This is a genomic window from Actinomyces radicidentis, assembly GCF_001553565.1.
In the GTDB taxonomy this organism is placed as follows: domain Bacteria; phylum Actinomycetota; class Actinomycetes; order Actinomycetales; family Actinomycetaceae; genus Actinomyces; species Actinomyces radicidentis.
In genome coordinates this window covers 1,628,273-1,654,678 of sequence record NZ_CP014228.1, presented here as the reverse complement: position 1 = coordinate 1,654,678, position 26,406 = coordinate 1,628,273, and the positions used below count along the sequence as shown (strand labels likewise).

Annotated in this window: 21 protein-coding genes; 13 read left to right on the top strand and 8 right to left on the bottom strand. The window is 72.5% G+C overall.

What is annotated here, in order from left to right:
* The first annotated feature begins 63 nt into the window (after positions 1-63).
* Positions 64-1,134, top strand: a complete 1,071-nt coding sequence (gene disA, locus AXF14_RS06940) for a DNA integrity scanning diadenylate cyclase DisA (RefSeq protein ID WP_067941948.1) — start codon at positions 64-66, stop codon at positions 1,132-1,134.
* 149 nt (positions 1,135-1,283) lie between these two features.
* On the opposite strand, the gene AXF14_RS06935 is transcribed toward disA, so the two are convergent.
* The 4 genes from AXF14_RS06935 to AXF14_RS06920 all read right to left on the bottom strand — a co-directional run bounded on the left by AXF14_RS06935 (position 1,284) and on the right by AXF14_RS06920 (position 5,146).
* On the bottom strand, positions 1,284-2,066 hold the full coding sequence (locus AXF14_RS06935; protein ID WP_067941946.1) for a hypothetical protein: 783 nt from the start codon (positions 2,064-2,066) through the stop codon (positions 1,284-1,286).
* 399 nt (positions 2,067-2,465) lie between these two features.
* Complete coding sequence (locus AXF14_RS06930; protein WP_067941944.1) at positions 2,466-3,449, bottom strand: HhH-GPD family protein; 984 nt, start codon at positions 3,447-3,449, stop codon at positions 2,466-2,468.
* On the bottom strand, positions 3,446-4,039 hold the full coding sequence (locus AXF14_RS06925) for an amino-acid N-acetyltransferase (protein ID WP_067941942.1): 594 nt from the start codon (positions 4,037-4,039) through the stop codon (positions 3,446-3,448). Before AXF14_RS06925 ends, AXF14_RS06930 begins: the two co-directional genes overlap by 4 nt.
* Before the next feature lie 36 nt (positions 4,040-4,075).
* The gene (locus AXF14_RS06920; protein ID WP_236755333.1) at positions 4,076-5,146 is read right to left on the bottom strand and encodes a sugar-binding transcriptional regulator; all 1,071 of its coding nucleotides are present in this window, start codon (positions 5,144-5,146) and stop codon (positions 4,076-4,078) included.
* Positions 5,147-5,381: 235 nt separating this feature from the next.
* Between AXF14_RS06920 and AXF14_RS06915 the strand changes: the two genes are divergently transcribed.
* Positions 5,382-7,073, top strand: coding sequence for a glycerol-3-phosphate dehydrogenase/oxidase (locus tag AXF14_RS06915; RefSeq protein ID WP_236756237.1), 1,692 nt, complete (start codon positions 5,382-5,384; stop codon positions 7,071-7,073).
* Positions 7,074-7,250: 177 nt separating this feature from the next.
* Here AXF14_RS06915 and AXF14_RS06910 read toward each other — a convergent pair whose 3' ends face one another.
* From AXF14_RS06910 to glpA, 3 genes are read right to left on the bottom strand one after another with little or no spacing between them, the layout of a single operon-like run.
* Positions 7,251-8,753: an anaerobic glycerol-3-phosphate dehydrogenase subunit C gene (locus AXF14_RS06910; RefSeq protein ID WP_084355432.1), complete on the bottom strand. Its 1,503-nt coding sequence runs from the start codon at positions 8,751-8,753 to the stop codon at positions 7,251-7,253.
* A complete protein-coding gene (glpB, locus tag AXF14_RS06905) occupies positions 8,753-10,177 on the bottom strand; it encodes a glycerol-3-phosphate dehydrogenase subunit GlpB (protein WP_067941938.1) in 1,425 nt (474 codons plus the stop codon). The genes AXF14_RS06910 and glpB overlap by 1 nt, the downstream gene beginning before the upstream one ends.
* Positions 10,174-11,913: an anaerobic glycerol-3-phosphate dehydrogenase subunit GlpA gene (gene glpA, locus AXF14_RS06900; protein ID WP_084355671.1), complete on the bottom strand. Its 1,740-nt coding sequence runs from the start codon at positions 11,911-11,913 to the stop codon at positions 10,174-10,176. The genes glpB and glpA overlap by 4 nt, the downstream gene beginning before the upstream one ends.
* Before the next feature lie 388 nt (positions 11,914-12,301).
* Here glpA and AXF14_RS06895 point away from each other — a divergent pair, with 388 nt between their 5' ends.
* From AXF14_RS06895 to AXF14_RS06850, 10 genes are all read left to right on the top strand, one after another.
* On the top strand, positions 12,302-13,042 hold the full coding sequence (locus AXF14_RS06895; RefSeq protein WP_067941936.1) for an MIP/aquaporin family protein: 741 nt from the start codon (positions 12,302-12,304) through the stop codon (positions 13,040-13,042).
* 126 nt (positions 13,043-13,168) lie between these two features.
* Positions 13,169-14,704 (top strand): glycerol kinase GlpK, encoded by a 1,536-nt coding sequence (gene glpK, locus AXF14_RS06890; RefSeq protein WP_067941934.1) that lies wholly within the window; start codon positions 13,169-13,171, stop codon positions 14,702-14,704.
* Positions 14,705-14,862: 158 nt separating this feature from the next.
* On the top strand, positions 14,863-16,542 hold the full coding sequence (locus tag AXF14_RS06885) for an L-lactate permease (protein WP_067941932.1): 1,680 nt from the start codon (positions 14,863-14,865) through the stop codon (positions 16,540-16,542).
* A 284-nt stretch (positions 16,543-16,826) separates the two neighbouring features.
* A complete protein-coding gene (locus AXF14_RS06880) occupies positions 16,827-17,630 on the top strand; it encodes a (Fe-S)-binding protein (RefSeq protein WP_067941930.1) in 804 nt (267 codons plus the stop codon).
* Positions 17,627-19,267, top strand: coding sequence for a LutB/LldF family L-lactate oxidation iron-sulfur protein (locus AXF14_RS06875; protein ID WP_084355431.1), 1,641 nt, complete (start codon positions 17,627-17,629; stop codon positions 19,265-19,267). Before AXF14_RS06880 ends, AXF14_RS06875 begins: the two co-directional genes overlap by 4 nt.
* Positions 19,267-19,917, top strand: a complete 651-nt coding sequence (locus tag AXF14_RS06870; protein ID WP_067941926.1) for a LutC/YkgG family protein — start codon at positions 19,267-19,269, stop codon at positions 19,915-19,917. The genes AXF14_RS06875 and AXF14_RS06870 overlap by 1 nt, the downstream gene beginning before the upstream one ends.
* A 185-nt stretch (positions 19,918-20,102) precedes the next feature.
* Positions 20,103-20,891: a DeoR/GlpR family DNA-binding transcription regulator gene (locus AXF14_RS06865; protein WP_067941924.1), complete on the top strand. Its 789-nt coding sequence runs from the start codon at positions 20,103-20,105 to the stop codon at positions 20,889-20,891.
* 290 nt (positions 20,892-21,181) lie between these two features.
* A complete protein-coding gene (locus tag AXF14_RS06860) occupies positions 21,182-22,501 on the top strand; it encodes an RbtT/DalT/CsbX family MFS transporter (protein WP_084355669.1) in 1,320 nt (439 codons plus the stop codon).
* A 73-nt stretch (positions 22,502-22,574) separates the two neighbouring features.
* A complete protein-coding gene (locus AXF14_RS06855; RefSeq protein ID WP_067941922.1) occupies positions 22,575-24,023 on the top strand; it encodes a mannitol dehydrogenase family protein in 1,449 nt (482 codons plus the stop codon).
* A gap of 63 nt (positions 24,024-24,086) precedes the next feature.
* Complete coding sequence (locus AXF14_RS06850; RefSeq protein ID WP_067941920.1) at positions 24,087-24,752, top strand: ATP-binding protein; 666 nt, start codon at positions 24,087-24,089, stop codon at positions 24,750-24,752.
* A gap of 27 nt (positions 24,753-24,779) precedes the next feature.
* Here the strand turns inward: AXF14_RS06850 and AXF14_RS06845 are convergent, their stop codons facing one another.
* Positions 24,780-25,499: a DUF4230 domain-containing protein gene (locus AXF14_RS06845; RefSeq protein WP_067941918.1), complete on the bottom strand. Its 720-nt coding sequence runs from the start codon at positions 25,497-25,499 to the stop codon at positions 24,780-24,782.
* Positions 25,500-25,635: 136 nt separating this feature from the next.
* On the opposite strand from AXF14_RS06845, the gene AXF14_RS06840 reads away from it, so the two are divergent.
* On the top strand, positions 25,636-26,361 hold the full coding sequence (locus tag AXF14_RS06840) for a pentapeptide repeat-containing protein (RefSeq protein ID WP_084355430.1): 726 nt from the start codon (positions 25,636-25,638) through the stop codon (positions 26,359-26,361).
* Positions 26,362-26,406 lie beyond the last annotated feature (45 nt).

Sequence of the window (26,406 nt, the reverse complement as noted above, 5' to 3'; positions counted from 1 at the left end):
TGACGCGGTCCCGGCCGACCTCCCCCACGGGTCGGCGCCCCCGCGGAGCCACCAGGAGGCACCATGAGCGAGAACACCGGCAACCTGCTGCGCGACACCCTCGCCCTCGTCGCCCCGGGCACCGTCCTGCGCGACGCCCTCGAGCGCATCCTGCGCGGACGCACCGGCGCGATCATCGTCCTCGGCTTCGACGAGTCGGTCGAGGCGATCTCCTCGGGCGGATTCCACCTCGATGTCGAGCTCTCCGCCTCGCGGCTGCGCGAGCTGTCCAAGATGGACGGCGCCGTCGTCGTCGACACGGGCGCCGGCCGCATCCGCCGCGCCAACGTCCAGCTCATGCCCTCCTCCTCCATCGAGACCGCCGAGGCCGGCATGCGCCACCGCACCGCCGAGCGCGTCGCCCGTCAGACCGGCTACCCGGTCATCTCGGTGAGCCAGTCGATGCAGATCTCCACCCTCTACGTCGACGGCAAGCGCCACGTCCTCGAGCCCAGCGAGGCGATCCTCGCCCGCGCCAACCAGGCCCTGGCCACCCTCGAGCGGTACACGAACCGCCTCGCCGAGACGTCCCAGGCGCTCGACTCCCTCGAGATCGAGGACCTCGTCACCGTCCGCGACGTCGCCGCCGTCCTCCAGCTCCTCGAGATGGTCCGCCGCATCGCCTCCGACATCGACGACGACGTCATCGAGCTCGGCACCGACGGCCGCCTCCTCGCCCTCCAGCTCGAGGAGCTCACGCGCGGGCAGATGGCCGAGCGCGACTTCCTCCTGAGCGACTACCTGCCCGAGGGGCTCGACACGAGCACCGTCGAGGCCCGCCTCAAGTGGGTCGGCTCCCCCGCCCTCCTCGACCTGGCCATGGTGGCCCGCGCCATGGGCGTCGGCGGCCCCGACGGTCAGGACCTCGACGCCTCGCTCTCCCCGCGCGGCCTGCGGATCCTCGCGAAGATCCCGCGCCTGCCCCTCGTCACCGCCCGCAGCGTCGTCGAGCACTTCGGCTCGCTCCAGGCGGTCCTCGGGGCGACGAGCGCCGAGCTGCAGGAGATCGACGGCGTCGGCCAGCGCCGCGCGCGCACGCTGCGCGACGGCCTCTCGCGCCTCGCGGAGGTCTCACTCTCCGAGCGCTACCGGTGACGCGCGCCGCCGCGGGTCGTGGACCGCGGGTCGGCGCGACGCGGGCAGTGCCCGTGCGTCGAGGGCGGGCGGGGCTCCGGCTGCGGGGCCGGCCGGTCGGGCGTCGCCCGGGACCTGCCGCGGGCGCCCTCGAGCCGCCGGGGCCCGACTCAGCCGATCGTGAAGGTCGAGCTGTCCGTGACGGACTGACCGCCCAGCTCGAGGTGTACCTGGTAGGTGCCGGCCCCGGCGGCCTCACCCGATCCGGGCTCCGCCGACGCCGTGGCGCTCGGGTCCGCGCTCGGGTCCGGGTTCGCGCTGGGTGCCGCACTGGACTGGGCGGTGGCCTGCTCGGCTGGCGAGGCGCTCGCCTCGTCGGTCGCGGGGGCAGCGGCCCCCGCGTCGGCGGAGGGCACGGAGCCGGCGGCCTCCGTGGGCGTCGGGCTCACGGTGGGGCAGACGGTGCGGTTGACGCGGCCGTCCCAGGTCAGGGCCGTCTCGCTCGTGGCGCCGGCGTCGATGAGGAGGGGGCGGCTGGTCGGGCCGACGGTGCACTGGGTGGAGGTCCACACCTGGGTGTCGCCGGAGGTGATGACGGCGGTGAGCGCCGTCGAGCCGCCGTCGACGATGCAGGGCTGGGTGCCCTTGTTCTTGATGGTCGCCTTGATGGAGACCTCCTGCCCGGCGGAGACGGTCGCGGGGGCGCTCAGGGTCGTCTCGAGCTCACCGCCGGCGCAGGCGGTCGGCTCGGCGTAGACGGTCTTGACCTCGCTGGCCGCCCGGGCCTCGTTCTGGCTGCGGACGACGTCGCGCAGCTTGAGCGCGCCGAGGAGGGCGCCGACGACGACGCCGGCGAGGAGGAGGAGGGTGAGGAGTCCGAAGCCGGCGCGGCGCAGCCCGTAGTTCGGGCGCGAGCCGCGAGGACCGCGGCCTCCCCGGCCGCCTCGTGGCACGCTGCGCGTGCGGGCGCTCGAGGCGCCCCGTGCGGGACGGCCCTGGTGCGACGCGGAGGCGCGACCGTTCTGGGGGCGCGGGACCCGGTCCCGCGAGGAGCCGGATCGACCGGTCGTTCGGGCGGACTTCCGGGAGACCGAGGAGCCGGTCGCGCGTCCCGCGGAGGAGCGTCCGGTCCGGGCCCCTCCGGGGTTCGACTGACGCCCGCGAGCGCCGCGTGCGCGCTCCCGGTCACTGCCCCAACCGCTGCCCCCGTCACGTCCCTGCGCCATGGTCCGGACTCTACCGGCGGGCCCGGTCGGCGACCGCCATCGCAGCGCCGTCCACGGTGCCGGTCGGGGGTCGTGCACGTCACCGGCGACGCAAGCCCGTCGCGTGCGCGCCGTCCGCTGCGGTGCTCAGGGCAGACGGTAGGTGGCGCCGTCGTCGTCGGTGGCGATGAGCCCGTCGGCGAGCAGCCCGGCGAGCGCGCGGGCCGGCTGGGCGGGGTCGGCGGCCTCGCCCCGGTGGGCGCCCGCGACGGAGGCGGTGGCGAGGAGGGCCTCGCGCGGGATCGCCTCACCGTCGTCGGCGGCGCGCAGCTGGGCCATGACGAGGCCGCGGGCCTGACGGTCGGTGCCGTGCCAGGCCTGGGTGCGGCGGCGGGCCGCGTGCTCATCGGCGGGCCGCCCGGAGGCCAGCCAGGCGCACTGCTCGCGCCAGGGGCACTCCTCGCAGCGCGGGTCGCGGGCGGTGCAGACGAGGGCGCCGAGCTCCATGACGGCGACGGACCACTCGGCGGCCTCGGCGTCGCCCGCGGGGAGGAGCGCGCGGGCGCGCTCGCGCTCGGCGCGGGTGAGGCTCGGGGCGGGCAGGGCCTCGCCGCCGACGGCCCGGGCGAGGACGCGTCGGACGTTGGTGTCGAGGACGAGGGCGCGGCGGCCGTGAGCGAAGGCGAGGACGGCGCCGGCGGTGTACTCCCCCACCCCGGGCAGGGCGAGGAGGGCGTCGAGGTCCTCGGGCAGCTCGCCGTCGTGGCGCTCGACGACGGCGCGGGCGGCCTCGATGAGGCGCAGGGCGCGGCGCGGGTAGCCGAGGCGCCCCCACACGCGCAGGACCTCGGCGGTCGGGGCGGAGGCGAGCCCGGCCGGTGTGGGCCAGCGGCGCATCCACTCCTGCCAGGCGGGGGCGACGCGGGAGACGGGGGTCTGCTGGCTCATGACCTCGGAGACGAGGACGCCGTAGGCGGTGGTGCCGGGCTCGCGCCAGGGCAGCTCGCGGGCGTGGGCGCGGTACCAGGCGACGACGTCCGCGGCGGCCGGGGCCGCACCGACGGCGTCTCCGGGCGCGCCGCCGCGTCCGACGGCGCTGGCGGCGCCCCGCGCCTCCTCCTGTCCGCTCACAGCTCGACGAGCATGCGGGTGTTGCCCAGGGTGTTGGGCTTGGCCCGCGCCAGGTCGAGGAACTCGGCGACGCCGTCGTCGTGGGACCGGACCATCTCGGAGAAGGCGTCGACGCCGACGGGCGTGCCCTCGATGGGGTGGAAGCCGTGGCGCGTGAAGAAGTCGACCTCGAAGGTGAGGCAGAAGACGCGGCGCAGGTGGAGGGCCCGGGCGCGGGAGAGGAGGTCGGAGAGGATCGCGGAGCCGACGCCGGTGTGGAGGTGGTCGGGGCGCACGGCCAGGGTGCGGACCTCGGCGATGTCGTCCCACATGACGTGGAGGGCGCCGCAGCCGATGAGGCCGGACTCGGGTCCGCCGTCGGGGCGGGTGCCGGCGCCCTCGGCGACGGTGAACTCCTGGACGTCCTCGAAGTAGTTGATGAGGTCCTTGGCTACGAGGATGCGGCGCTCGGCGTAGGGACGGACGAGCTCGGCGATCGCGCGGACGTCGGCGGGGCGCGCCTGGCGCAGGACGGTGCGGCGGGCGCCGCTCCACCGCGGGTCCCGCCGGGGCGCGGCCGCCCCGGTGCCGGGTGCGTCGGCTGCGCTCACGTCAGGTCCTCCTCGGGCTGTGCGGCTGCGGACCCCTCAGCGCTCGGCGAGGGCGAGGACGGCGCGGGCGGTCGCCTCGTCGATGACGAGGTCCGTGGCCGCGCGGGCCCGCAGGGCTGCCAGCGTAGCCCTCGCCTTCCCGGTGCCGGCGACGACGCACAGCCGGCGCGGGATCCGGGCGAGCTGGACGGGGGTGGGGCCGGTGGCGCGGGCGTTGACGTCGATGCCGCCCCAGGTGCCGTCGGCGCGCAGCATGACGGTGCAGACGTCTCCGACGACGCCCTCCTTCTCCAGGACCCGCATGTCGGCGTCGGAGAGGTGCCCTCCGGCGTAGACCTGGCTGGGGAGCTCGGCGGTGAGGGAGCCGATGCCGAAGACGGCGAGCCGGGCGCGCGAGGCGACGGACAGGACGCGCTTGATGGAGCGCTCGGACCACATGGCCTCGCGGGTGGTGACCTGGTCGAAGAAGGCGGGGACGGGGAAGCCGATGGTGCGGGCTCCGAGGGACTGGCCCATGCGCGCCAGGACCTCGCCGGCGCTGGGGCCGTCGCGCAGGGGGTCGGAGGCGCCGTTGAGCTGGACGACGGTGAGGCCGTGGAAGCGGCGGCTCGGCAGGGCGGCGCTCACCTCGCTCATGGTGGTGCCCCAGGCGGTGCCGACAACGAGCTCCCCGGCGGTCGGGTCGTCGCAGGGAGGGGCGCCCGCCGAGGTCGCGGCGCGGGCGCGGGCGGTGGCCTCGGCTGAGCGCTCGCGGCTCATCTCGTCGATCATCTCGACGAGGCGGCTGGCGGCGACGGCGGCGACCTGCTGGAGGCGGTGGATCTCGGTCGTGCCCTCGCGGACGGGGACGATCTGGGCACGGACCCCGATCTCCTGGGCGAGGCGCTCCTCGACGCTCCCGGCGCCGCCGGGCTGGACGAGCTCGATGCGGACGATGCCCTCGTCCCGGGCGCGGGACAGGAGGCGGGAGACGGTGGAGCGGGAGACGCCGAGGTGCCGGGCGATGACATCCATCGTCTCGCCCTGGGCGTAGTACATCGAGGCGGCCTCGTAGGCGCGGTGGAGGTCCGCGGGGACCTGGCCGTAGGTCGGGCGGAGATCGGTCATGGGCATCCTTCCAGGACACGCGTCTTTGCGTGAACATCCGTGCATGGATATTGACCATTCTCTCACGGTCCGAGAGCCTCGTGCCAGTCGTCCCTCCGCGACACGCGGAAGAACAGGAGCAGCCATGAGCACCCACCACGCCACCACGCAGCCAGAGACCTCCGGGACGAGCCCGGCGACCGCCCTCGCCGACGCCGCCCTCACCCGCGAGCAGCGCGCCCGGGCCCTGGAGGAGATGTCCTCGACCGAGGGCCTCGACCTCCTCGTCGTCGGCGGGGGCGTCACGGGCGCCGGCATCGCGCTCGACGCGGCGAGCCGCGGGCTGCGCACCGCGATCGTCGAGATGGGCGACTGGGCCTCGGGCACCTCCTCCTGGTCCTCCAAGCTCGTCCACGGCGGGCTGCGCTACCTCTACCAGCTCGACTTCTCCCTCGTGCACGAGGCCCTCACCGAGCGCGGCCGCCTCCTCACGACGAACGCCCCGCACCTGGTCAAGGCCCAGCCCTTCCTCTGGCCCCTCAAGCACCAGTACGAGCGCGGCTACTCCGCCGTCGGCGTCGGCATGTACGACGCCCTCGCCGTCGCCGGCGCCCACGGCCAGCGCACCGTCCCGCTGCAGAAGCACCTGGGCCGCAAGGGCACCCGCGCCCTCGCCCCGGCGCTGGACTCCTCGAACCTGGCCGGCTCGATCCGCTTCTACGACGCCCGCGTCGACGACGCCCGCCTCGTCATCGACCTCGTCCGCACCGCCGTTGGCCTCGGGGCGCTCGCCGCGAGCCGCACGAAGGTCACGGAGTACCTCAAGGACGACGCGGGCACCGTCCTCGGCGCCCGGGTCACGGACCTGGAGACCGGCGAGAACCACGACGTGCGCGCCGCCCGCACCATCAACGCCACCGGCGTGTGGACCGAGCAGACGCAGGACCTCGCCACCCACGACGGCGGGCTCAAGGTCCTCGCCTCCAAGGGCGTCCACGTCGTCGTGCCCAAGGAGGCCATCGACGCCGAGACCGGCATCTTCCTCCGTACGGAGAAGTCCGTCCTGTTCATCATCCCGTGGCCGCGCTACTGGGTCATCGGCACGACGGACACCGCCTGGGCCGAGGACGTCTCCAAGCCGGTCGCCACGAGCGAGGACATCGACTACATCCTCGAGCACGCCAACTCCGTCCTCACCCGCCCGATCACGCGCGACGACGTCATCGGCGTCTACGCGGGGCTGCGCCCCCTCCTCCAGCCCCAGCTCAAGCCGGGCGCGGAGGCCGCGAGCACGAAGGTCTCGCGCGAGCACACGGTCACCCGTGTCGCCCCGGGTCTCACGGCCATCGCGGGCGGCAAGCTGACGACCTACCGCGTCATGGCGCAGGACGCCGTCGACCACGCCCTCGGCGAGGGCCTGGCGAAGGCGCACCCGACGCGCACGGAGAACCTGCCGCTCGTGGGAGCGACCGGCTACGCGGAGCTGGCGGAGCGCGCCGGCGAGGTCGCCCGCGAGCGCGGCTGGACGCTGTCCCGGGTGACGCACCTGCTGGACCGCTTCGGCTCGGAGACGGTGGACCTGCTGGCCGCCGCGGACGAGCACGACGCGGCCCTGCCCGAGGGCTCGGGGGAGCCGCGCTGGGCCGAGCCGCTCACGGGAGCCCCGGACTTCCTGCGTGCCGAGGTCGCCTGGGCGGTCACCCACGAGGGCGCCGCGCACCTCGACGACGTGCTCCTGCGCCGCGTGCGCCTCGACCTCGAGCGCCGCGACCGCGGTCTGTCGGTCGCGGACGAGGTCCTCGCGGTCATGGCGCCGCTGCTGGGCTGGTCCGACGAGGACGTGGCCCGCGAGCGCGACTCCTACGCCTCCCGCGTCGCCCAGATCGCGGCCGCCGAGGCCGAGCACGACGACGCCACCGCCGTGGCGCACGTGGACCAGGCGGTCTGAGCCGCCGCGCACGAGAGCGGGAGCGCCCGCGCTCCGGAGCCGAGGCTTCGGGGCGCGGGCGCTCCCGTGCGTGCACGAGGGAGCGGGCCCGGCCCCTCCCCAGGAACCGGACCCGCACTTCCTCCCGTGGCACCGGTGCGGGGGGGCGTGGACTCGCGCCCCCGCACCGGGCGTCTTCTAGTGGCCCCCGCAGGAGCAGGAGCCGCCGCAGCCACCGGCGGTCTCCTGGGCCAGGGCGACCATGGCGTCCTGCGCGTCGGCGGGCTCGCTCCCCCGGGCCGACTCGGTCGGGCGCTCGCGCCACACCGGGGTGGTCATGCGGCCGTCGGGGTCCTCGACCTCGATGCCGGGCAGCTGCGAGAGTCCGTAGGCGGCGTGGAGGACCCACACGGGGTGGACGGTCCTCACGCCGGAGCCCTTCTGGATCTGCCAGCGGCAGGTCTCGGTGTCGCACACGGCGAGCTCGGGGTTGACGTCGGCGACGAGCTCGAAGAGCGGCTGCCCGACCTTCTGCGCGATGTCGTACTTCTCCTTCTTCAGTCCGTAGGTGCCGGCGATGCCGCAGCAGGCGCGACCGGACTCGACGACGTGGAAGCCGGGGACGAGCTCCATCATCTCGATGGCGGGCAGTCCCATGTTCTGGCCCTTGAGCTGGCAGGGGGCGTGGTAGGCGACCGTCGCGTCGATGCGGCGGAAGCGGTGGGGCAGCTCGCCGGCGTCCTCGAGGTCGCGGAGGAACTCGGAGATCTCGTAGGTGCGGGTGCCGACGTCGCGCAGCTCGTCGGCGTCGACGCCCATGATCTCGTGGGCCTCGTGCTTGAGCATGCCGGCGCAGGAGCCGGAGGAGGAGATGATCGGCAGGTCCTTGCCGGCGCCGCGCAGCTGCTCGCACAGGCGCAGGACGTCGTGGGAGGCCTGGCCGTACAGGCCGTTGGACTGGGAGGCCAGTCCGCAGCAGCCCTGCTTGGGGACGAGGACCTCGTAGCCGATGTGCTCGAGGAGCTCGATGGCGCGCTTGGAGGTCTCCACCTCGAAGTAGCCGCCGGCGCAGCCGTGGAAGAAGACGACGGGGCCGCGCGAGCCGGCGGGGACGAGGGTGTCCTGGCGCGGGCGCCGGTGCTTGAGCCAGCCCTGGAGGGACTGGGGCCGGGCGGTGGGCATGGGGGCGTCGCGGTGGACGCCGACGACCTTCTCCATGACGTAGCGGATGGGCCTGGCGTCGAGGGCCGCGTTGGCGACGGGGGCGATCGGGGTCATGACCTGGCCCATGAGGGTGGTCTGGGTGATGAGCCGGTCGCGGACGGGGATCGACTTGTTCTGGGCGCGCATGACGGCGCGGGCCTGGTTGTTGAGCTCGGCGATCTTGACGCCCTGCGGGCACACGCGCGTGCAGGTGCCGCAGCTGGAGCAGTAGTCGATGGAGTGGTCGACGCTCATCCCGTGGCGGAAGCGCTCGGCCTGGGGGCCGACGAACTTGGGGCCCGGGAAGAGGTCGGTGACGGCGGCGACGGGGCACTGGGTCTCGCAGATGGTGCACTTGACGCAGCAGTCGAGGCTCGTGCGGGCGAGGGCGTGGGCGGGGGTCTCGACGGCGAGGGTGCCGTCGGCGACCTTCCTGCCGCCGGTGGTGCCCGGCAGGGGCAGGTCCCAGCGGGTGGCGAGGGCGTCGAGGTCGAGCATCAGTTCTTCTCCTTCGTCAGGCCGGCGGCGGCCATCGAGGGTGCCGAGGGTGCGGCGGTCGTGTCCGCCTCGGGGCCGGCGGCGAGGGCGTCGAGGGCGGCCCGGGCCGAGCCGAGGGCGATGCCCTCGCCGGACTTCTCGGACCAGCGCACGGCGCCGGCGAGGACGCCGCCGACGGCGTGGACGTTGGCGAGGGCGGGGGCGCCGTCGGGGCCGAGGGGGTGCATCGCGGCGTCGACGGCGACGCCGGTGCGGAAGAGGCCCTGCGGGGAGCCCCAGTAGTCGGAGTGGATGAGGCGGCGGAGGTTCTCGTCGCCGTCGGCGCTGACGCCGGCGAGGGGCAGGCCGAGGACGGTGTCGGTGACCTCGCCGTGCGAGGTCATGGTGAGGGCGCCGGACTCGAAGCCGCCGGCGGCGAGGACGAAGGCGCCGGCGCGGTGGCGCATGGGGTGCCCGGCGGAGGCGGAGGAGACGGAGACGAGCCGGCCGCCGGCGCGCTCGCTGTCGATGACGCGGCCGCCCTGGACGACGCGGACGCGCTCATCCACGGCGAGGCGGGACAGGCGGTTCTCCAGGCGCAGGCCGGGGACGCTGGGCGGGGCGAGCGGGATCTCGCCGACGGGCGCGCCGAGGCGCTCGGCGAGGCGCTCGGCGACCGCGGGGTCGGCCAGGCCCAGGACGGCGGGCAGGAGGACGGTCTCGCCGTCGCGCAGGTGCGGGGCGACGGCCTTGGCGAGGCGGTCGGCGACGGCCGGGGCGTCGAGGGCGCGGGCGTGCTCGACGGCGCTGGTGTCGTGGTCTCCGGGGCGGATCTCGAGGTCGACGGTGACGGCGCGGGCCTCGACGCGGCCGCCCCCGGGCAGCTCGGTGCGGTTGAGGTTGCCGGCGACGAGCTCGGCGGCGAGGTCCTTGAGGCGGGCCAGGCCGACGACGAGGTACCGTCCGCCGTCGCGGAGCACGGAGGCGCGCATGGAGGGCTGGATGACGGCGGTGGGGCGGACGGCGCCGACGGCGGTGGGGAGCCAGAGGTTGGCGGGCCCGGCCGGGTCGGCGGTCGCCTCGGGCCGGACGAGGAGCTCCTCGCCGACCAGGTCGATGAGCTCGTCGACGCCGCGACGCACGCGCTCGGGGCCGAGGACCCGGTAGGGGTGCCCCTCGGGGAGGAGCTCGGTGTCGGCGACGGCGGCGTAGGGGTGGGTGACGGCGCGGCGGCGGGAGCGCTCCTCGAGGGTGGCTCCGGCGCCGGGTCCGGCGGGGCCCGCGGCTCCGCCGAGGCGCCCGAGGACGTCCAGGGTGCCGTTGGACAGGGGCAGTCCCCCGACGCCCTTGGTGACGAGGGTGACGGTGGCGCCGGCTCGGCGCAGGCCGAGGGCGGTGGTCCAGCCGGAGATCCCGGCTCCGATGACGACGACGTCGCTGCTCATGCGAGGACCTCCTGGCGGGTGGTGGTGCCGGCTGCGCGGCCCGCGTCGGCCGTCGCGAGCGCCGGGTCGACGGCGGGGGCCGGGGCGAGGGCGGCGAGGGCGGCGGCGAGCTCGTCGGGCTCCTGGACGCCGTCCTCGGCGTCCGTGAGGGCGGTGGCGGTGGAGGGCGGCGGCGTCTCGGAGGGGATGTCCTCGATGTCGAGGGCGCCCTGGAGCATCCAGAAGTCGAGGGCGGTCTCGCGGATCTGCTCGCCGTGGAGGATGGTCCACAGGCCGATCCAGCGGTGGCGCAGGAAGGTGCGCAGGCCCTCGGTGGAGTCGGCGGCGCTGCGGTGGGCGCAGGCGGTGGTGAGGCCGGCGACGCGGGGGGCGCAGAAGCCGCCCTGGCAGGGGCCCATGGCGAGGCGGAGCTGGCGGCGCAGGTCGTCGAAGGAGGCGTCGGGCTGCTCGGCGAGGAGGTCCTCGACGACGGAGCGGGAGGTGGCCTCGCACTCGCAGACGACGGGGTCGGCGAGGCGGTTGGCCTCGCGCTCGGCGAGACGGTGGGTGACGTGGTGGTTGCGGGTCCCGTCCGCGCCGGGGACGAGCTCGCCCGCGGTGGTGCACCCGCGCTCGATCCCCATCTCCTCGCAGACGGCGTCGACGGCGTACTCGGCCATGAGGCGGTAGGTCGTGAGCTTGCCGCCGGCGACGGTGACCATGCCGGCGATGCCGTCGCCCTCGCGGTGGCGGATGATCGTCATGCCGCGGCTCATGTGGCGGGTGTCGTCGCCGGAGACGCGCTTGTCGAGGACGAGGGGGCGGGCGCCGGCCCATGCGTGGAGGGCGCGGGCCTGGCGGAGGCCGGGGACGAGGACCTCGCCGGCGTCGAGCATCTGGGCGACCTCCTCGCGCGGGATGGCGAGGTGGTCGGGGTCCTCGGCGCGGTGGTCGGTCGTGCCGATGATGGAGACGGTGTGGTCGGGGACGATGATGTCGCCGTCGGAGGGGTGGACGCAGCGGTTGACGACGTGGTTCACGAGCCGGTGGTTCATGGCGATCATGACGCCGCGGCCGGCGGCGATCTCGACGCTGTCGGCGCCGGCCATGGCGGCGAGGCGGCCGCCCCAGGGACCGGCGGCGTTGACGAGGAAGCCGCAGGTGACGGTGAGGTCCTCGCCGGTCTTGAGACCGTGGGCACGCACGGCGACGACGCGGCGGTCGTCCCCCTCGCCCTCGACGACGACGTCGGTGACCTCGTGGTAGGTGAGGACGGTGGCGCCGTGGGCCTGTGCGGAGCGGGCGGCGCCCCAGACCATGCGCCAGCCGTCGACGGCGCCGTCGTGGACGGCGAAGGCTCGCTTGATGCCGGGGTTGAGCATGGGCTCCATGCGCAGCGCCTCGGAGAGGCTGATCTCCTCGGCGGGGACGCCCGTGGCCTGGGCGCCGGCGATGAAGCGGTCGGAGAACTCGAGGTCGTCCTCGGGGGTGACGACGAAGAGGCCGCCGACGCGCTCGACGGCGTCGGAGTGGATCCGGGAGAGGACCTCGTTCTCCTCGGCGCACTCGGTGGCCGACCGGGGGTCGGAGACGACGTAGCGGCCGCCGGAGTGGAGCAGGCCGTGGAAGCGGCCCGAGGTCCCCTGGGCGAGGTCGGCGCGCTCGAGGAGCACGACGGACAGGCCGCGCATGGCGGCGTCGCGGGCGACGCCGACGCCGGTGGCGCCGCCTCCGACGACGACGAGGTCGGCGCTCATGGTGCGTCCGCGCGGGGCGCTGGGGGCGGTGGCGCCGCGGGGCGCGTGCTGATCGGCTGACACTGGGACCTCCTCGTCCGCTGCTGGTGCCGGTCGCCGGTGCGCCCGGGGCGGGGCGCGCGGGGCGGCGACTCACCATTGCTACACGAGCTTGGGCCGATGTGCACGCTCCGTGCACGACCGTGCACGACCGTGCAATCATGGGAGTGACGCAGCGCACCTCCTCCCAGATCGCGCGCTGGTCGATGCATGCACGTATTCCTATCGGTATCTTCGCTCCTCAGCGGCCAGGACGTGTCCTGGGCCACGTTTTGATCACGCTTCACTCGTGGGACGCCCGAGCGCACCCCCGCAAGACCGCACGATGACGTGCAGAGAGCGAGTCACCATGACACCCACAACCGGGCAGATCTTCATGTCCGAGTGCTTCGGCACATTCATCCTCATCCTCTTCGGAGCGGGCGTGTGCGCCGCGTGCACGCTCCCCAAGTCAAAGGCGAAGGGCGCCGGCTGGGTCGCCATCGCCCTCGGGTGGGGCTTCGCCGTCTACATGGGCGTGTGGGCCTCCTACGCGACCGGCGCCCACCTCAACCCCGCGGTCACCCTCGGCCTGGCCGCCGCGGGCCGCGACCTCGCCCCGAACGTCCCGGCCACCGCCGGCAACATCGTCGTCTACCTGTGCGCGCAGATGATTGGCGCCTTCCTCGGCGCCGTCGGCGCCTGGCTCGCCTACAAGAAGCACTTCGACGAGCCCGCCCCCGACGGCGACAAACTCGGCTGCTTCTCCACCGGCCCCGGCATCCGCTCCTACGGCTGGAACGTCGTCACCGAGGTCCTGGGCACCTTCGCCCTGGTCGCCTGGATCATCGAGTCCGGTAAGACCCCCTCCCAGCTCGGCCCGCTCGCCGTCGCCCTCGTCATCGTCGCCATCGGCCTCTCGCTGGGCGGCCCCACCGGCTACGCCATCAACCCCGCCCGTGACCTCGGCCCGCGCATCGCCTACGCCGTTCTCCCCATCAAGGGCAAGGGAGCCGCGGACTGGGCCTACTCCTGGGTCCCGATCGTCGGCCCCCTCGTCGGCGGCGTCCTCGCCGGCCTCATCGTCCCGAACCTCGCCGACCTGTTCTGACCGGCCCCGCCGGACGCCGTCGGCGCCCCTCCCACCCAGGGCGGGCGCCGACGGCGGCACCCTCCGGTACCACCTCGACAGCACTCCACCACCAGACCTCCACACAGAGTCGTGAAAGGACCCACCATGTCTGAGACCCGCGAGAAGAATTACGTCCTCGCCATCGACCAGGGCACCACCTCGTCGCGCGCCATCATCTTCGACCACTCCGGGCAGATCGTCTCGGTGGGCCAGAAGGAGTTCCGCCAGATCTTCCCCAACCCGGGATGGGTCGAGCACGACCCCCTGGACATCTGGAGGTCCGTGCGGGCCGTCGTCGCCGAGGCCCTCCAGGAGGCCGAGATCAACCGCCACCAGATCGCGGCCGTCGGCATCACCAACCAGCGCGAGACCACCATCGTGTGGGACAAGAACACCGGCGAGCCCGTCTACAACGCCATCGTGTGGCAGGACACGCGCACCTCCGCCATCGTGCGCGAGATCGCCGCGGGTGATGAGCTCGGCACCGAGCGCTACCGCCAGATCACGGGCGAGAACCTCTCGACCTACCCCTCCGCCCCGCGCATCAAGTGGATCCTCGACAACGTCGAGGGCGCCCGCGAGAAGGCCGAGGCCGGGGACCTCCTCTTCGGCACCCCGGACACCTGGGTCCTCTGGAACATCACCGGCGGGGTCAAGGGCGGCGTCCACGCCACCGACGTCACCAACGCCTCCCGGACGCTCCTCATGGACGTGCGCACCCTCGAGTGGCGCGAGGACATCTGCGAGGACTTCGGCATCCCGACGTCGATGCTCCCCGAGATCAGGTCCTCCTCCGAGGTCTACGGCTACGGCCGCAAGAACGGCCTGCTCGTCGACACTCCCATCTCCGGCATCCTCGGCGACCAGCAGGCGGCGACCTTCGGCCAGGCCTGCTTCGAGAAGGGCACGGCGAAGAACACCTACGGCACCGGATGCTTCACCCTCATGAACACCGGCGAGGAGCCCGTCTTCTCGGAGAACGGCCTGCTCACGACCGTGCTCTACCAGCTCGGCGACGCCAAGCCCGTCTACGCCCTCGAGGGGTCGGTCGCCGTCGCCGGCTCCCTGGTTCAGTGGCTGCGCGACAACCTCGGCCTCATCACGAAGTCCTCCGAGATCGGCGAGCTCGCCTCGAGCGTGGAGGACAACGGCGGCGTCTACTTCGTCCCCGCCTTCTCCGGCCTCTTCGCGCCGTACTGGAAGGACGACGCGCGCGGCGCGATCGTGGGCCTGACCCGCTACGTCACCAAGGGCCACATCGCCCGCGCCGTCGAGGAGTCCACCGCCTTCCAGTCGGCCGAGGTCCTCGACGCCATGAACGCGGACTCCGGCGTCCCGCTCAAGGAGCTCAAGGTCGACGGCGGCATGACCCACGACGACCTGCTCATGCAGTTCCAGGCCGACGTCTCCGGTGTCGACGTCATCCAGCCCGTCGTCGCCGAGACCACGGCCCTGGGCGCCGCCTACGCGGCCGGCATCGCCGTCGGCTTCTGGTCGGGCACCGAGGACGTCGTCGCCAACTGGCAGGAGGGCAAGCGCTGGACGCCGTCCATGGACGAGGCCGAGCGCGACCGCACCTACCGCCTGTGGAAGAAGGCCGTCACCCGCACCTTCGACTGGGCCGACGAGGACGTCAAGTGACGCTCTGACACGGACGACCGGGAGGCCCCGGTCCCAGCAGGTCGGGACGGGCCCGTCGCGCGAGCAGCGCGGCGGGCCCGTCCTCGTGCCGCCCCGCCCCGCGGCGGCCGATGGAGTGGGATGATCACCGCACCCCGACCCCGGACCCTGGAGCGCTCATGCCCCTCGCACCCTCACCGGCCCTCGCGCTGGCGGCCTCCTTCACCCCGTCGACGACGGCGGTGGGCGGCAACGTCTTCCTCACCGCGATCGTGGGGCTCCTGCCCCTCATCGCCTTCTTCGTCCTCATGGGGGCCTTCAAGGTCCCCACCCACTGGTGCTCGATCATCTCGCTGGCGCTGTCCGTCGTCCTGGCGGTGCTGTGCTTCCGCATGCCGGCGGGGATGTCGCTGCTCAGCGCGACCCAGGGCCTCGCCATGGGCTTCGTACCGATCATCTACATCATCATCGCGGCCGTGTGGCTCTACAACCTCACCGAGGTCTCGGGCCGCTCACAGGACCTCAAGGCCGTCTTCAACGCCATCGGCAAGGGCGACATGCGCGCGCAGGCCCTCATCGTCGCCTTCTCCTTCTGCGGCCTCCTCGAGGGCCTCGCCGGCTTCGGCGCCCCCGTCGCCATCACCGGCGCCATGCTCGTCACCCTGGGCCTGCCCAAGATGAAGGCCGCCCTCGTCACCATCGTCGGCAACGCGATCTACGTCGGTTTCGGCGCGATGGCCATCCCGGTCACCACCGCCGCGAAGCTCGGCGGCGGCCAGGACCCGGCCACCGTCGGCGCCTTCATGGGGCACCTCACCTGGATCATCTGCGTCCTCATGCCGTTCATCCTCCTGACGGTCCTCGACGGCGCCCGCGCGATCCGCCAGCTGTGGCCCCTCGCGCTCGTCTCCGGCGTCGCCACCGGCGCCGGCCACTTCCTCGGTCCCTCGGTCTCCTACGAGCTCACGAGCGTCATCGCCGCGCTCCTGGGACTGGCCGCCTCCTACGTCTTCCTCCTCGTGTGGACCCCGACGACGCCCGACGAGTACCGCACCGAGACCGACGAGTCCTCCAAGCCCGACGGCGAGCGCGTCGCCCTGGCCCTGCTGCCCTACGTCCTCGTCGTCATCATCATCGCGATCACGAAGCTGTGGAAGGGCCTGAACGCCGCGCTGGCGGCCACCGACCTCAAGATCGAGTGGCCCGGCATCTACGGCCAGCTCCTCAAGGGCGACGGCACCCCCTCGACGAGCCCGATCTACACCCTCCAGACGCTGTCCAACCCGGGCACCTGGATCTTCGTGACCGCGATCATCGTCACCTTCGTCTACGCGGCGCGCTCCTCCGGCGGCCGCTTCCAGGTGAGCTCGGGCCGCCTCGTCCGCGTCCTGCCGGAGACGATCTACAACCTGCGCATGTCGATCCTCACGATCGCCATGGTCATGGCCCTGGCCTACGTCATGAACTTCTCCGGGCAGACGACCGCTGTCGGCGCCGCCCTGGCGACCACCGGCGCGGCCTTCGCCTTCCTCTCCCCCATCCTGGGCTGGGTGGGCACCGCGGTGGCGGGCTCGGCCACGAGCGCCGGCGCCCTGTTCGCCAACCTGCAGTTCACCGCCGCCCAGGGCGCGGGCCTCGACCCGCGGATCCTGCTCGCCGCCAACACCATCGGCGGCGGCATCGGCAAGATCGTCAGCCCGCAGAACCTCGCGATCGTCACCACCGCGGTCCAGGCCCCGGGCGCGGACGCCGAGGTCCTCAAGAAGGCGGCCCCGTTCTCGATCGGCCTGCTCCTGCTCCTGTGCCTCCTGGTGCTGGCCGCCTCTCAGGGCTGGCTGGCCTTCCTCATGCCGGCGTGATCCGGCCCTGAGCGCTCCCGACGGCGCCCGGTGACGTCCTCCGCGTCACCGGGCGCCGTCGTGCTCGGGACCGCCTTGTACCGGACTCGCACGAGGACGCATTTCGCACGACGCCCCTCACGGATTCCTCAGCCCGACAGGCGCCCCGGGGCCGTCACGACCTCGGCCTTTTCCGCGGGACGGCGGGGGTCCGTCGCCGGAGCCCGCGCAGCCGAAAAGTGATCCCTAACCTAGGACCCAGGTCCGCCACCGCAGCGGTGGCGGCGTCGACGAAAGGTCCACACGTGCGCATTGCCCTCTTCGCGACCTGCATCGGGGACTCGATGTTCCCTCAGGCCCCCGAGGCCACGGTCACCATCCTCGAGCGACTCGGCCACGAGGTCGTCTTCCCCGAGGGCCAGGTGTGCTGCGGCCAGATGCACGCCAACACCGGCTACTTCAAGAAGGCCGAGCCCCTCATCCGCAACCACGTCAAGACCTTCGAGCCCGTCCTCGACGGCGAGTGGGACGCCGTCGTCGTCCCCTCGGGCTCCTGCGCCGGCGCGACCCGCCACGAGCAGGCGCTCGTCGCCGAGCACGTCGGCGACGCGAAGCTCGCCAAGCGCTCCAAGGAGGTCGCCGCCAAGACCTACGAGCTCTCCGAGCTCCTCGTGGACGTCCTCGGCGTCACCGACGTCGGCGCCTACTTCCCGCACCGCGTCACCTACCACCCCACGTGCCACTCCCTGCGCATCGCCAAGGTCGGCGACCGCCCCTACCAGCTGCTGAACGCCGTCGAGGGCATCGACCTCGCGCCACTGCCCGACGCCGAGGTCTGCTGCGGCTTCGGCGGCACCTTCGCCATGAAGAACCACGAGACCTCCACGGCCATGCTCGCGGACAAGGTCACCAACGTCATGTCCACCCACGCCGAGGTCCTGTGCATGGGCGACTACTCCTGCCTCATGCACGTCGGCGGCGGCCTGTCCCGCATCAACTCCGGCGTCAAGATCATGCACCTGGCGGAGATCCTGGCCTCCACGAAGGACAAGCCCTTCGTCGGCAACGTCTCCTACGCCCCGACCCCCGAGGAGGCGATGGTCCGATGACCACCACCGACGACCGCGCCCGGACCCGCGCCAGCGCCATCGAGCGGGACCTGGCCCCGCACACCGGCGGCTGGGTCACCGAGGTCGAGATCCCGGAGAACCCGCTGCGCTGGGGCGAGGACTTCCAGCACGGCGCCCACAAGACCCTCCAGAACACGCAGATGCGCGCCAACCTCGGCAAGGCGACGCGCACCATCCGCTCCAAGCGCGACCAGCGCGCCGCGGAGATGCCCGACTGGGAGGCCCTGCGCGAGGCCGCCAGCGCCGTCAAGTACGAGACCATGAGCCGCCTGCCCGAGCTCCTCGAGCAGTTCGAGGCGAACGTGACCGCGCGCGGCGGCATCGTCCACTGGGCCCGCGACGCCGCCGAGGCGAACCGGATCGTCACCGAGCTCATCAAGGCCAAGGGCGTCGACGAGGTCGTCAAGATCAAGTCGATGGCGACCCAGGAGATCAACCTCAACGAGCACCTCAAGTCCGAGGGCATCACCGCCCACGAGACCGACCTCGCCGAGATGATCGTCCAGCTCGCCGACGACATGCCGTCCCACATCGTCGTCCCCGCGATCCACCGCAACCGCTCCGAGGTCCGAGGCATCTTCCTCGACCGCATGGGCGACGCCCCCGAGGACCTCTCCGACGACCCGGTCGAGCTGGCCGGCGCCGCCCGCGCGCACCTGCGCAGGAAGTTCCTCCACGCCAAGGTCGCCGTCTCCGGCACCAACATGGGCGTGGCCGAGACGGGCACCGTCTCCGTCTACGAGTCCGAGGGCAACGGCCGCATGTGCCTCACGCTCCCGGAGACGCTCATCACCGTCATGGGCATCGAGAAGCTCGTCCCCCGCTACCAGGACGTCGAGATCTTCTCCCAGCTCCTCCCCCGCTCCGCGACCGGCGAGCGCATGAACCCCTACACCTCCATGTGGACGGGCGTCACCGAGGGCGACGGCCCCCAGGAGTTCCACCTCGTCCTCATGGACAACGGGCGCACCAAGACCCTGGCGGACCCGATCGGCCGCGAGGCCCTCCACTGCATCCGCTGCGGCGCGTGCATGAACATCTGCCCCGTCTACCAGCACACCGGCGGGCACGCCTACAACTCGGTCTACCCGGGCCCGATCGGCGCGATCATCACCCCGCAGCTGACCCAGGGGCTGTCCGAGGACGACCCGAACCACATGCTGCCCTTCGCCTCCTCGCTGTGCGGGGCCTGCGGCGAGGCCTGCCCGGTGAAGATCGACATCCCGACGATCCTCATCCACCTGCGCGCCCGCACCGTCGACGTCAAGAAGAAGGTCCTCCCAGACATGTGGGACCTCGCGATGACGGCGACTCAGCCCCCGATGAGCTCGGGCGGCCTCTGGTCCTGGGCCCAGCAGGGCGTCAAGGTCTCCCGCCTCATCGCCCGCGACGGCAAGATCGGCGCGCTGCCCTACCCCGGCTCCATGTGGACCGGCGCCCGCGACATCCCGGAGGCGCCGAAGGAGAACTTCCGAGAGTGGTGGAAGCGGACGCACGGACCGGACAGCCCGGCCGACGTGACCGCCGAGTCGACGACGACGCCGCTGCACCGCGACGAGCGCGACGCCCACGACGTCGCCGCCGCTCAGCCCCGCCTCAGCAAGGAGGAGAACTGATGGACGCCAAGGAAGCGATCCTCGCCCGTGCGCGCGACGCGCTCTCCCGCTCCCAGCGCGGCCCCGCGCCCGAGGTCCCGCGCGACTACGTCCGCGTCGGCGCCGACGCCCCGGGCTCCGAGCCCGTCGTGGCCGACATGATCGAGAAGCTCGAGGACTACGACGCCGTCGTGCGCACCGAGACCTCCGACTCCGGCGTCGCCGAGGCGATCGACGAGCTCCTCGGCGACGCGAAGGTCGTCGTCGTCCCCTCCGGCCTGCCGCAGGTCTACAAGGACGCCGCCGCCCGCTCCGGGCGCGAGCTGCGCGAGGACTCCCGCGAGGAGCCCATCGCGACGCTCGACCTCGACAAGGTCGACGCCGTCGTCACCTGCTCGCGGGTGAGCGTGTCCCTGTCGGGCACGATCATCCTCGACGGCGAGCCCGACCAGGGTCGTCGCGCCATCACCCTCGTCCCGGACCACCACGTGTGCGTCCTCGAGCGCGAGATGGTCGTCCCCACGGTCCCGCAGGCCGTCGACGTCCTCGGGGAGCACCCGGAGCGCCCGACGACGTGGATCGCGGGCCCCTCGGCCACGGCCGACATCGAGCTCGTCCGCGTCCAGGGCGTCCACGGGCCGCGCCACCTCGGCGTCGTCATCGCGCACTGACGCCGCGGCCCATCTCCTGGGCCCTCCAGCGGGCCCGCCCAGTCTCCTCGCCCCGTCGGCCGAACAGGTCGGCGGGGCGAGGTCCGTCCCGGGGCCTGACCAGGGCGATCTCACAGCCCCCGGCGGGCCGTGCGCGGCCGGGCGAACGCGGACCCGAGGTCGTCCGACCGGGGCAGGATGGCGTCATGACCGACGATGCCCTGCCCGGCGCCACGTCCGCCCCCGACCGCCGCGAGGCCCTCATCGCCCACCTCAGGGCGCACGGCGAGGTCGAGGTCGCCACGCTGCCCCAGCGCTTCGGCGTGTCCGTGGAGACGATCCGCCGCGACCTGCGCTGGCTCGAGGAGAGCGGACGAGTGCGGCGCTCGTACGGCCGGGTCACGGCCGCGGACTCCGGTGCCTTCGAGTCCAGCCGTGACTTCCGCGAGCAGCACCTCACGGACGAGAAGGAGCGGATCGCCAAGGCCGCCGTGCGCCATCTCGAGGACGCCGAGACCGTCTTCCTCGACGAGGGCTATCAGCCGCTGCTGGTCGGGCGCGCCCTCCCGACCGACCGGGATCTCACCATCGTCACGGCCAGCCTTCCCACGGCCCTCGAGATGGCCGAGCGGCCCCGCACGCAGGTCGTCGTGATCGGAGGACGACTCCGACGGGTGACCATGGGGACGGTGGAGCGATGGGCCACCCGGATGCTGCGCGATATCGAGCCCGACATCGCCTTCATCGGCGCTAACGGCGTCAGCGACGAGGGCTGGATGACCACCCCGAGCCCCTCGGTGGCCGAAGTCAAGGAGACGGTCGTGTCGATCGCTCAGCGAGCCGTCTTCGTGGGGAGCCACACGAAGTTCTCCCACTCGACCTTCGCCCGGTTCGGGCACGCGAGGGACTTCGAGCGCATCATCACCGGCAAGGAGCTTCGAGCGACGACGGCGAGGCGGCTCACGGCACTGGGAGCGACGGTCGAGCGGGTCTGACTGCGCCCCCTGCAGCAGGGGAGAGGGCCGGCACCGGTCACGAACCGGGCACGCGCGAACCCCTCTTCCGGAACCGTCCGGGCGCAGCAGCGGTCGCCGCACGGAGCGGGCGCAGCGGGAGAGCCGCGCCGTTCCGACATCGCTCGTGCGGACCGTGCACCGCCACGACCGGGCTACCGGGCACGGAGTCCGCCGAACCGGGCGCTTCTCACCCCATCCTGCCCTCCGATGATGGCTCCACCGGCCACGGTGGCCGGAGGGACGCCATGTCCCTGACCCGGGAGGCAATGATGCCCAGTCAGAACAAGCTCGTCGCCGCGATCCAACGAACCGGTTTCCCCACCGACCTCACAGCCGGCTTCCTCGCCGTCGTCGTCTTCGTCATCGGCGACGGCATCGAGGCGGTCTGGATCACGAGCTTCCTGTCCTCCGACGAGGTGGGCTTCACCGTCTCCCAGGCCTCGGCGATCATCACCGCCTACGGCATCATCGTCGCCGTCGCCGCCTTCCTCTCCGGCGCGCTGTGCGACGCACTCGGCTGCCGCAAGGTGATGCTCACGGGCCTGCTCTCCTTCCTCGTGTTCGACGCCCTCTTCATCACCGCGGGCATCCCGAGCCGCAGTCTCCTCCTGCTCTCCGTCTTCTACGGGCTGCGCGGCTTCGGCTACCCCATGTTCGCCTACGGGTTCCTCACCTGGCTCATGATGGTGACGCCCCCGCAGCGCCAGTCCTCCGCCTCCGGGTGGTTCTGGTTCGCCTTCACCCTGGGCATGCAGTTCCTCGGCTCCTACCTCTCGAGCTTCTTCGTGCCCCAGCTCGGGCACGTCCCCACGCTGTGGGTCGGCTGGGTCCTGGCGGCGACCGGAGGCACGGCCGGCATGCTCTTCCTCTGGCGTCACCCGTCGTCCGCCGTCACGCAGGGCAAGTCGGTCACGGCCGCGGTGGGCTCGGCGGTCTCGGTCCTCTGGCGCTACCCCAGGGTCTCCATCGGCGGCGTCGTCAAGGTCATCAACCTCTCCGGCCAGTACGGCATGCAGGCCTTCTACGTCGTCTACCTCCACAAGGTCTTCGGCATGCCGGAGTCCCGGGCCATCCTCGAGTTCTCCGTGTTCGGCCTGGTCGCGATCCTCGGCGACGTCTTCTGGGGCGTCATGGGGGACCGCATCGGCTGGCGCAACACCCTCCAGTGGGCCGCCACACCGCTGTGCGCACTGTCCCTCGTCTACATGTACGTCATCCCGATCATCGCCGGCCCGAACTTCCTCCTCATCGCCCTGGGCACGGCCGCAATCGGAATCGGCCTGTCCGCGCACGTCCCGACCACACCGCTCATCACGGCGCACGCCCACGGAGAGACCGGCAACGCGCTCGCCATCCTCAATCTCGGGGCGGGTCTCGGCGCCTTCGTCGGCCCCGCCGTCGTCACCCTCCTTCTCGGCGACGACACCACGGCCGCCGGCTACCTGCCCGTGGCCCTCGGCCTGGCGGGTCTGTACGTGATCTCCTTCGGCCTGTGCTTCGCGCTCAAGCTGCCCGGCAACGCCAAGGTCATCCACGCGAGCCCCGAGGTCACCGACGCCGAAGCCGCCGAGGAGGCCGGCATGGCCTGATCCGTCCGCCGTCGCACCCAGCCCTCACCGAAACAACCGCGCTCACAGCACCGACCTCATCAGGAGCACCATCATGGCCACATCACTCGCAGACTCCCCCCTCGCCCCCGCCTACGACCGGTCCCACCTCACCACCGGCATCGTCCACCTGGGTGTGGGCGGCTTCCACCGGGCCCACCAGGCGATGTACCTCGACCGCCTGATGCAGCAGGGGAAGGCAATGGACTGGGCGATCTGCGGAGTCGGCCTCCTCCCCCAGGACGCCGCCATGCGCGACGCCCTCGCCGGCCAGGACTACCTCTACAGCCTCACGCTCAAGCACCCCGACGGACACCACGAGGCCTCCGTCATCGGCTCGATCCACGACTACAAGTTCGCCCCTGAGGACCGTGCAGGCGTCCTCGACGTCATGACGGCGCCGAGCACCCGCATCGTCTCCCTCACCGTCACGGAGGGCGGCTACAACACTGACGACGCCACCGGCGAGTTCCGCACCGACGCCCCCGGAGCCGTCCACGACGCTGCGAACCCGCACGAGCCGGAGACCTCCTTCGGGTACATCGTCGAGGCGCTGCGCCTGCGCCGCGAGGCCGGCACCGTCCCCTTCACCGTCATGAGCTGCGACAACCTCCCCGGCAACGGCAAGGTCGCCCACCAAGCCGTCGTCTCCCAGGCCCGCCTCAGCGACCCCGAGCTCGCCGACTGGATCGACGCCAACGTCTCCTTCCCCAACTGCATGGTCGACCGCATCACGCCGCGGACGACCCCGGAGGACATCGCCGAGGTGAGCAGCGAGCTCGGCGTGGACGACGCCTGGCCGGTCGTCACCGAGCCATTCGTCCAGTGGGTCCTCGAGGACCGCTTCCCAGCCGGCCGCCCGCCCTACGAGGAAGTCGGCGTCCAGATGGTCGACGACGTCGTCCCCTACGAGCTCATGAAGCTCAGGCTCCTCAACGCCTCGCACCAGTCCCTCGCCCACTGGGGCCGACGCCTGGGCATGACCTACGGGCACGAGGCCGCCGCCGACCCGCTCATCGCCGCGTGGACGCGCGCCTACCTCGAGCGCGAGGCGCTCCCCCGTCTCCTGCCCGTACCGGGCATCGACCTGGCCTCCTACGTCGACACGCTCTTCGAACGCTTCACCAACGCGGCCATCGCCGACACCCTGGCCCGCCTGGCCTTCTTCGGCCCCTCGGGCATGCCCAAGTTCGTGCTCCCCACCATCCGGGCCAACCTCACCGACGGCGGCCCGATCAGGCTCGGAGCCGCCATGTGCGCCGCCTGGTCCCTGTGCTGCCTCGGCACGGACGAGAACGGCGGGGAGATCCCCGTCGTCGACGAGCTCGGCGACATCGCCCGTGCGCAGGAGGAAGGTGACGACCTCGCCTTCCTCGGGAACACCGAGGTCTTCGGGGACCTCGTCGACGACGAGCGCTTCCGGGACGCCTACCTCGCGGAGCTCCGCGCGCTGAGGGAGCAGGGAGCCCGCGCCCGGATGGAGGTCCTCCTCGCGGAGGCCTGACCAGGGCGATCTCACAGCCCCCGGCGGGCCGGGGGCCGCCCGGTAGCCCTACTCTTGGGTGACGTGAGCGCGCGAGTCATCCTCCTGACCGGCCCCTCCGGGTCCGGCAAGACCTCCCTCCTGCGCCGTGTCGGCGCCAAGCGCCTCAAGCTCGACGACTTCTACCGCGACGGCGACGAGCCCGGCATGCCGCTGCTCGACGGCGGCGTCTCCGGCGAGGCCGGCGTCGGGCGCGACGAGGCCATGAGCGCCATCGACTGGGACCACCCCGCCTCCTGGGACGCTGAGCGAGCCATGGTCGCCATCCGCGAGCTGTGCCGCGACGGGCGCACGCGCGTGCCCGTGTACTCGATCCCGGACAACGCCACCGTCGACTACTCAGCCCTCGACATCGGCACGGCCGAGGCCTTCGTCGCCGAGGGGATCTTCGCGGCCGAGCTCGTCGAGCGCTGCCGCGAGGAGGGCCTGCTGGCCGACGCCCTCGTCCTCAAGCGGCCGCGCCCTCAGACCTGGTGGTTCCGGCTGCGCCGCGACCTGGCCGAGCACCGCAAACCCGTCCACGTGCTGCTCACGCGCGGTCTGCGCCTCGCCCACGAGGAGCCGGGCAAGATCGCCGACTGGACCGGCAAGGGCTGCCGACCCGTGGGGCGGGCCCAGTGCGAGGCGACGATCGCCGAGCACATCGGGTCCTCGTCGATCCCGGCCAACCGCGCCGACGGCGTCGCCTGAGCCCACCCGGAGGCGCCCGCGGCGGGATCACTTCCCGGCGGCGTCCTTGAAGGTCACCTTGACGGTGTAGTCCTCCTGATCCGATCCCATCAGTCCGAGCTTGACCTGATGAGTTAGGAGTTCAGTCGCGTTCTGCTCGGCCTTCTTCAGGACGCCCGCCTCCACCGCCTGCTTTTCGGCCGTGGATTCATTGTCGGCCAGGAACGTCGCGACCTCGCTGACGCTGACGTTCTTGAACAGGTTGATACCCGTGTCACTGCCCTCGACGGTACTCGGGTCAATCTTCGTCGCGAGAATCTGAACCGCCGGAGCCGTGACCGTCACAGTATGAGCAACATCGTTCTTGCTGAGACTGACACTGGAGATGTCCCGGATCCCTGCCTTCACCGTGCCCTCGTACGTAACGGAATACTCGGTCGCAAAGAAGGGCAAAGAAAGGCCGAGGACGTCGAGGTCGTCGTCAGTGAAGGTCTGCTTGCCCTTGAAGTCGTACTCCTCCGTGGCGAGCTCAGCGATGTCCGCGAAGGATCCCTGGATCTGCGCCACGTCCGCCTCGTGGTGGTCGAGATAGCCGAGCTTCGCCGCACCCAGCATCCCACCGCCGCCGATGGCAAGACCGAGCACAAGAGCCATCATCCAGGTGATCGTGCTGCGAGCCTTGGACACACCTCCGATCGCGTGGGCGCCCGTACGCGCATTGTCCGTCTGGACGGCATCATCATCACGGGACCGGCTGGTCAGGGGCACGGGGATCTCCTCGTCAGGGCGGTGGGTCGGGGCGCATCGTCATCGACGCGACGAGTGATGCTAACTCGGAAGCGCCCCGGACAGGAACGGTCCAGGGTCACGCTCTGACGTCAATCCGCTCTGGTACACAGGAGCCATGCCGATCTACCGGACGAGCCCCCAGCCGCGCGGGAGGTCCCGCTCCGCCCAGGGCGCCGGCTCGGGACGTCGCCCCTCGGCGCCGCGCCCGCCGATGGTGCGGGAGACGGTGCTGACGGGCCTCGAGGAGCACACCGCGACGGACCTGCGCGCCGGAGCCTACGCGGACCTCACCCGCTACAAGGGCGCCGAGGTCTCCGGGGCGGACCTCACGGGGATCGAGCTCGTCGAGTGCGAGCTGATCGACGCGCGGGCCGACGGCGCCCGGCTCGTCTCCTCGCGGCTGTCCCAGTGCCGGCTCGACCGCGTGAGCGCCGCCGAGCTCGACGCGCAGCGCTCGACCTGGTACGAGGTGACGCTCGCCGGCTCGCGGATCGGGGCGCTCTCCGCCTACGACTCCGGCTGGCGCCAGGTGGTTCTCACCTCGAGCCGGATCAGCCACCTCGACCTGGGTCGGGCGAACCTGCTCGACGTCGTCCTGCGCGACTGCGTCGTCGACGCCCTCGACCTCACCGGCGCGACGCTCTCGCGCGTCTCCCTGGAGAACTCGCGCGTCGGGACGCTCACGCTCGGCGGGGCGAGGCTCGCCGACGTCGACCTGCGCGGCGCGGTCCTGGAGCAGGTCGACGACGTCGCCGGGCTGCGCGGAGCGACCCTGGGCGCCGAGCAGGTCGTCGCGCTCTCGCCGGCGATGGCGGCGCAACTGGGACTGCGCGTGCTCTGAGCGGGCGCTCGGAGCCCGGCCCCGTCCACGAGTGCCTGTCCCCGG

Bases quoted from the DNA above. Each gene is read 5' to 3' on its own strand.
- AXF14_RS06860 (WP_084355669.1), top strand. From the start codon at position 21,182: ATGCCCAGTCAGAACAAGCTCGTCGCCGCGATCCAACGAACCGGTTTC.
- AXF14_RS06915 (WP_236756237.1), top strand. From the start codon at position 5,382: ATGTCCTCGACCGAGGGCCTCGACCTCCTCGTCGTCGGCGGGGGCGTC.
- AXF14_RS06870 (WP_067941926.1), top strand. From the start codon at position 19,267: ATGGACGCCAAGGAAGCGATCCTCGCCCGTGCGCGCGACGCGCTCTCC.
- AXF14_RS06875 (WP_084355431.1), top strand. From the start codon at position 17,627: ATGACCACCACCGACGACCGCGCCCGGACCCGCGCCAGCGCCATCGAG.
- AXF14_RS06840 (WP_084355430.1), top strand. From the start codon at position 25,636: ATGCCGATCTACCGGACGAGCCCCCAGCCGCGCGGGAGGTCCCGCTCC.
- glpA (WP_084355671.1), bottom strand. From the start codon at position 11,913: ATGAGCGCCGACCTCGTCGTCGTCGGAGGCGGCGCCACCGGCGTCGGC.
- glpK (WP_067941934.1), top strand. From the start codon at position 13,169: ATGTCTGAGACCCGCGAGAAGAATTACGTCCTCGCCATCGACCAGGGC.
- AXF14_RS06855 (WP_067941922.1), top strand. From the start codon at position 22,575: ATGGCCACATCACTCGCAGACTCCCCCCTCGCCCCCGCCTACGACCGG.
- disA (WP_067941948.1), top strand. From the start codon at position 64: ATGAGCGAGAACACCGGCAACCTGCTGCGCGACACCCTCGCCCTCGTC.
- AXF14_RS06920 (WP_236755333.1), bottom strand. From the start codon at position 5,146: ATGACCGATCTCCGCCCGACCTACGGCCAGGTCCCCGCGGACCTCCAC.
- AXF14_RS06895 (WP_067941936.1), top strand. From the start codon at position 12,302: ATGACACCCACAACCGGGCAGATCTTCATGTCCGAGTGCTTCGGCACA.
- AXF14_RS06885 (WP_067941932.1), top strand. From the start codon at position 14,863: ATGCCCCTCGCACCCTCACCGGCCCTCGCGCTGGCGGCCTCCTTCACC.
- AXF14_RS06910 (WP_084355432.1), bottom strand. From the start codon at position 8,753: ATGCTCGACCTCGACGCCCTCGCCACCCGCTGGGACCTGCCCCTGCCG.
- glpB (WP_067941938.1), bottom strand. From the start codon at position 10,177: ATGAGCAGCGACGTCGTCGTCATCGGAGCCGGGATCTCCGGCTGGACC.
- AXF14_RS06865 (WP_067941924.1), top strand. From the start codon at position 20,103: ATGACCGACGATGCCCTGCCCGGCGCCACGTCCGCCCCCGACCGCCGC.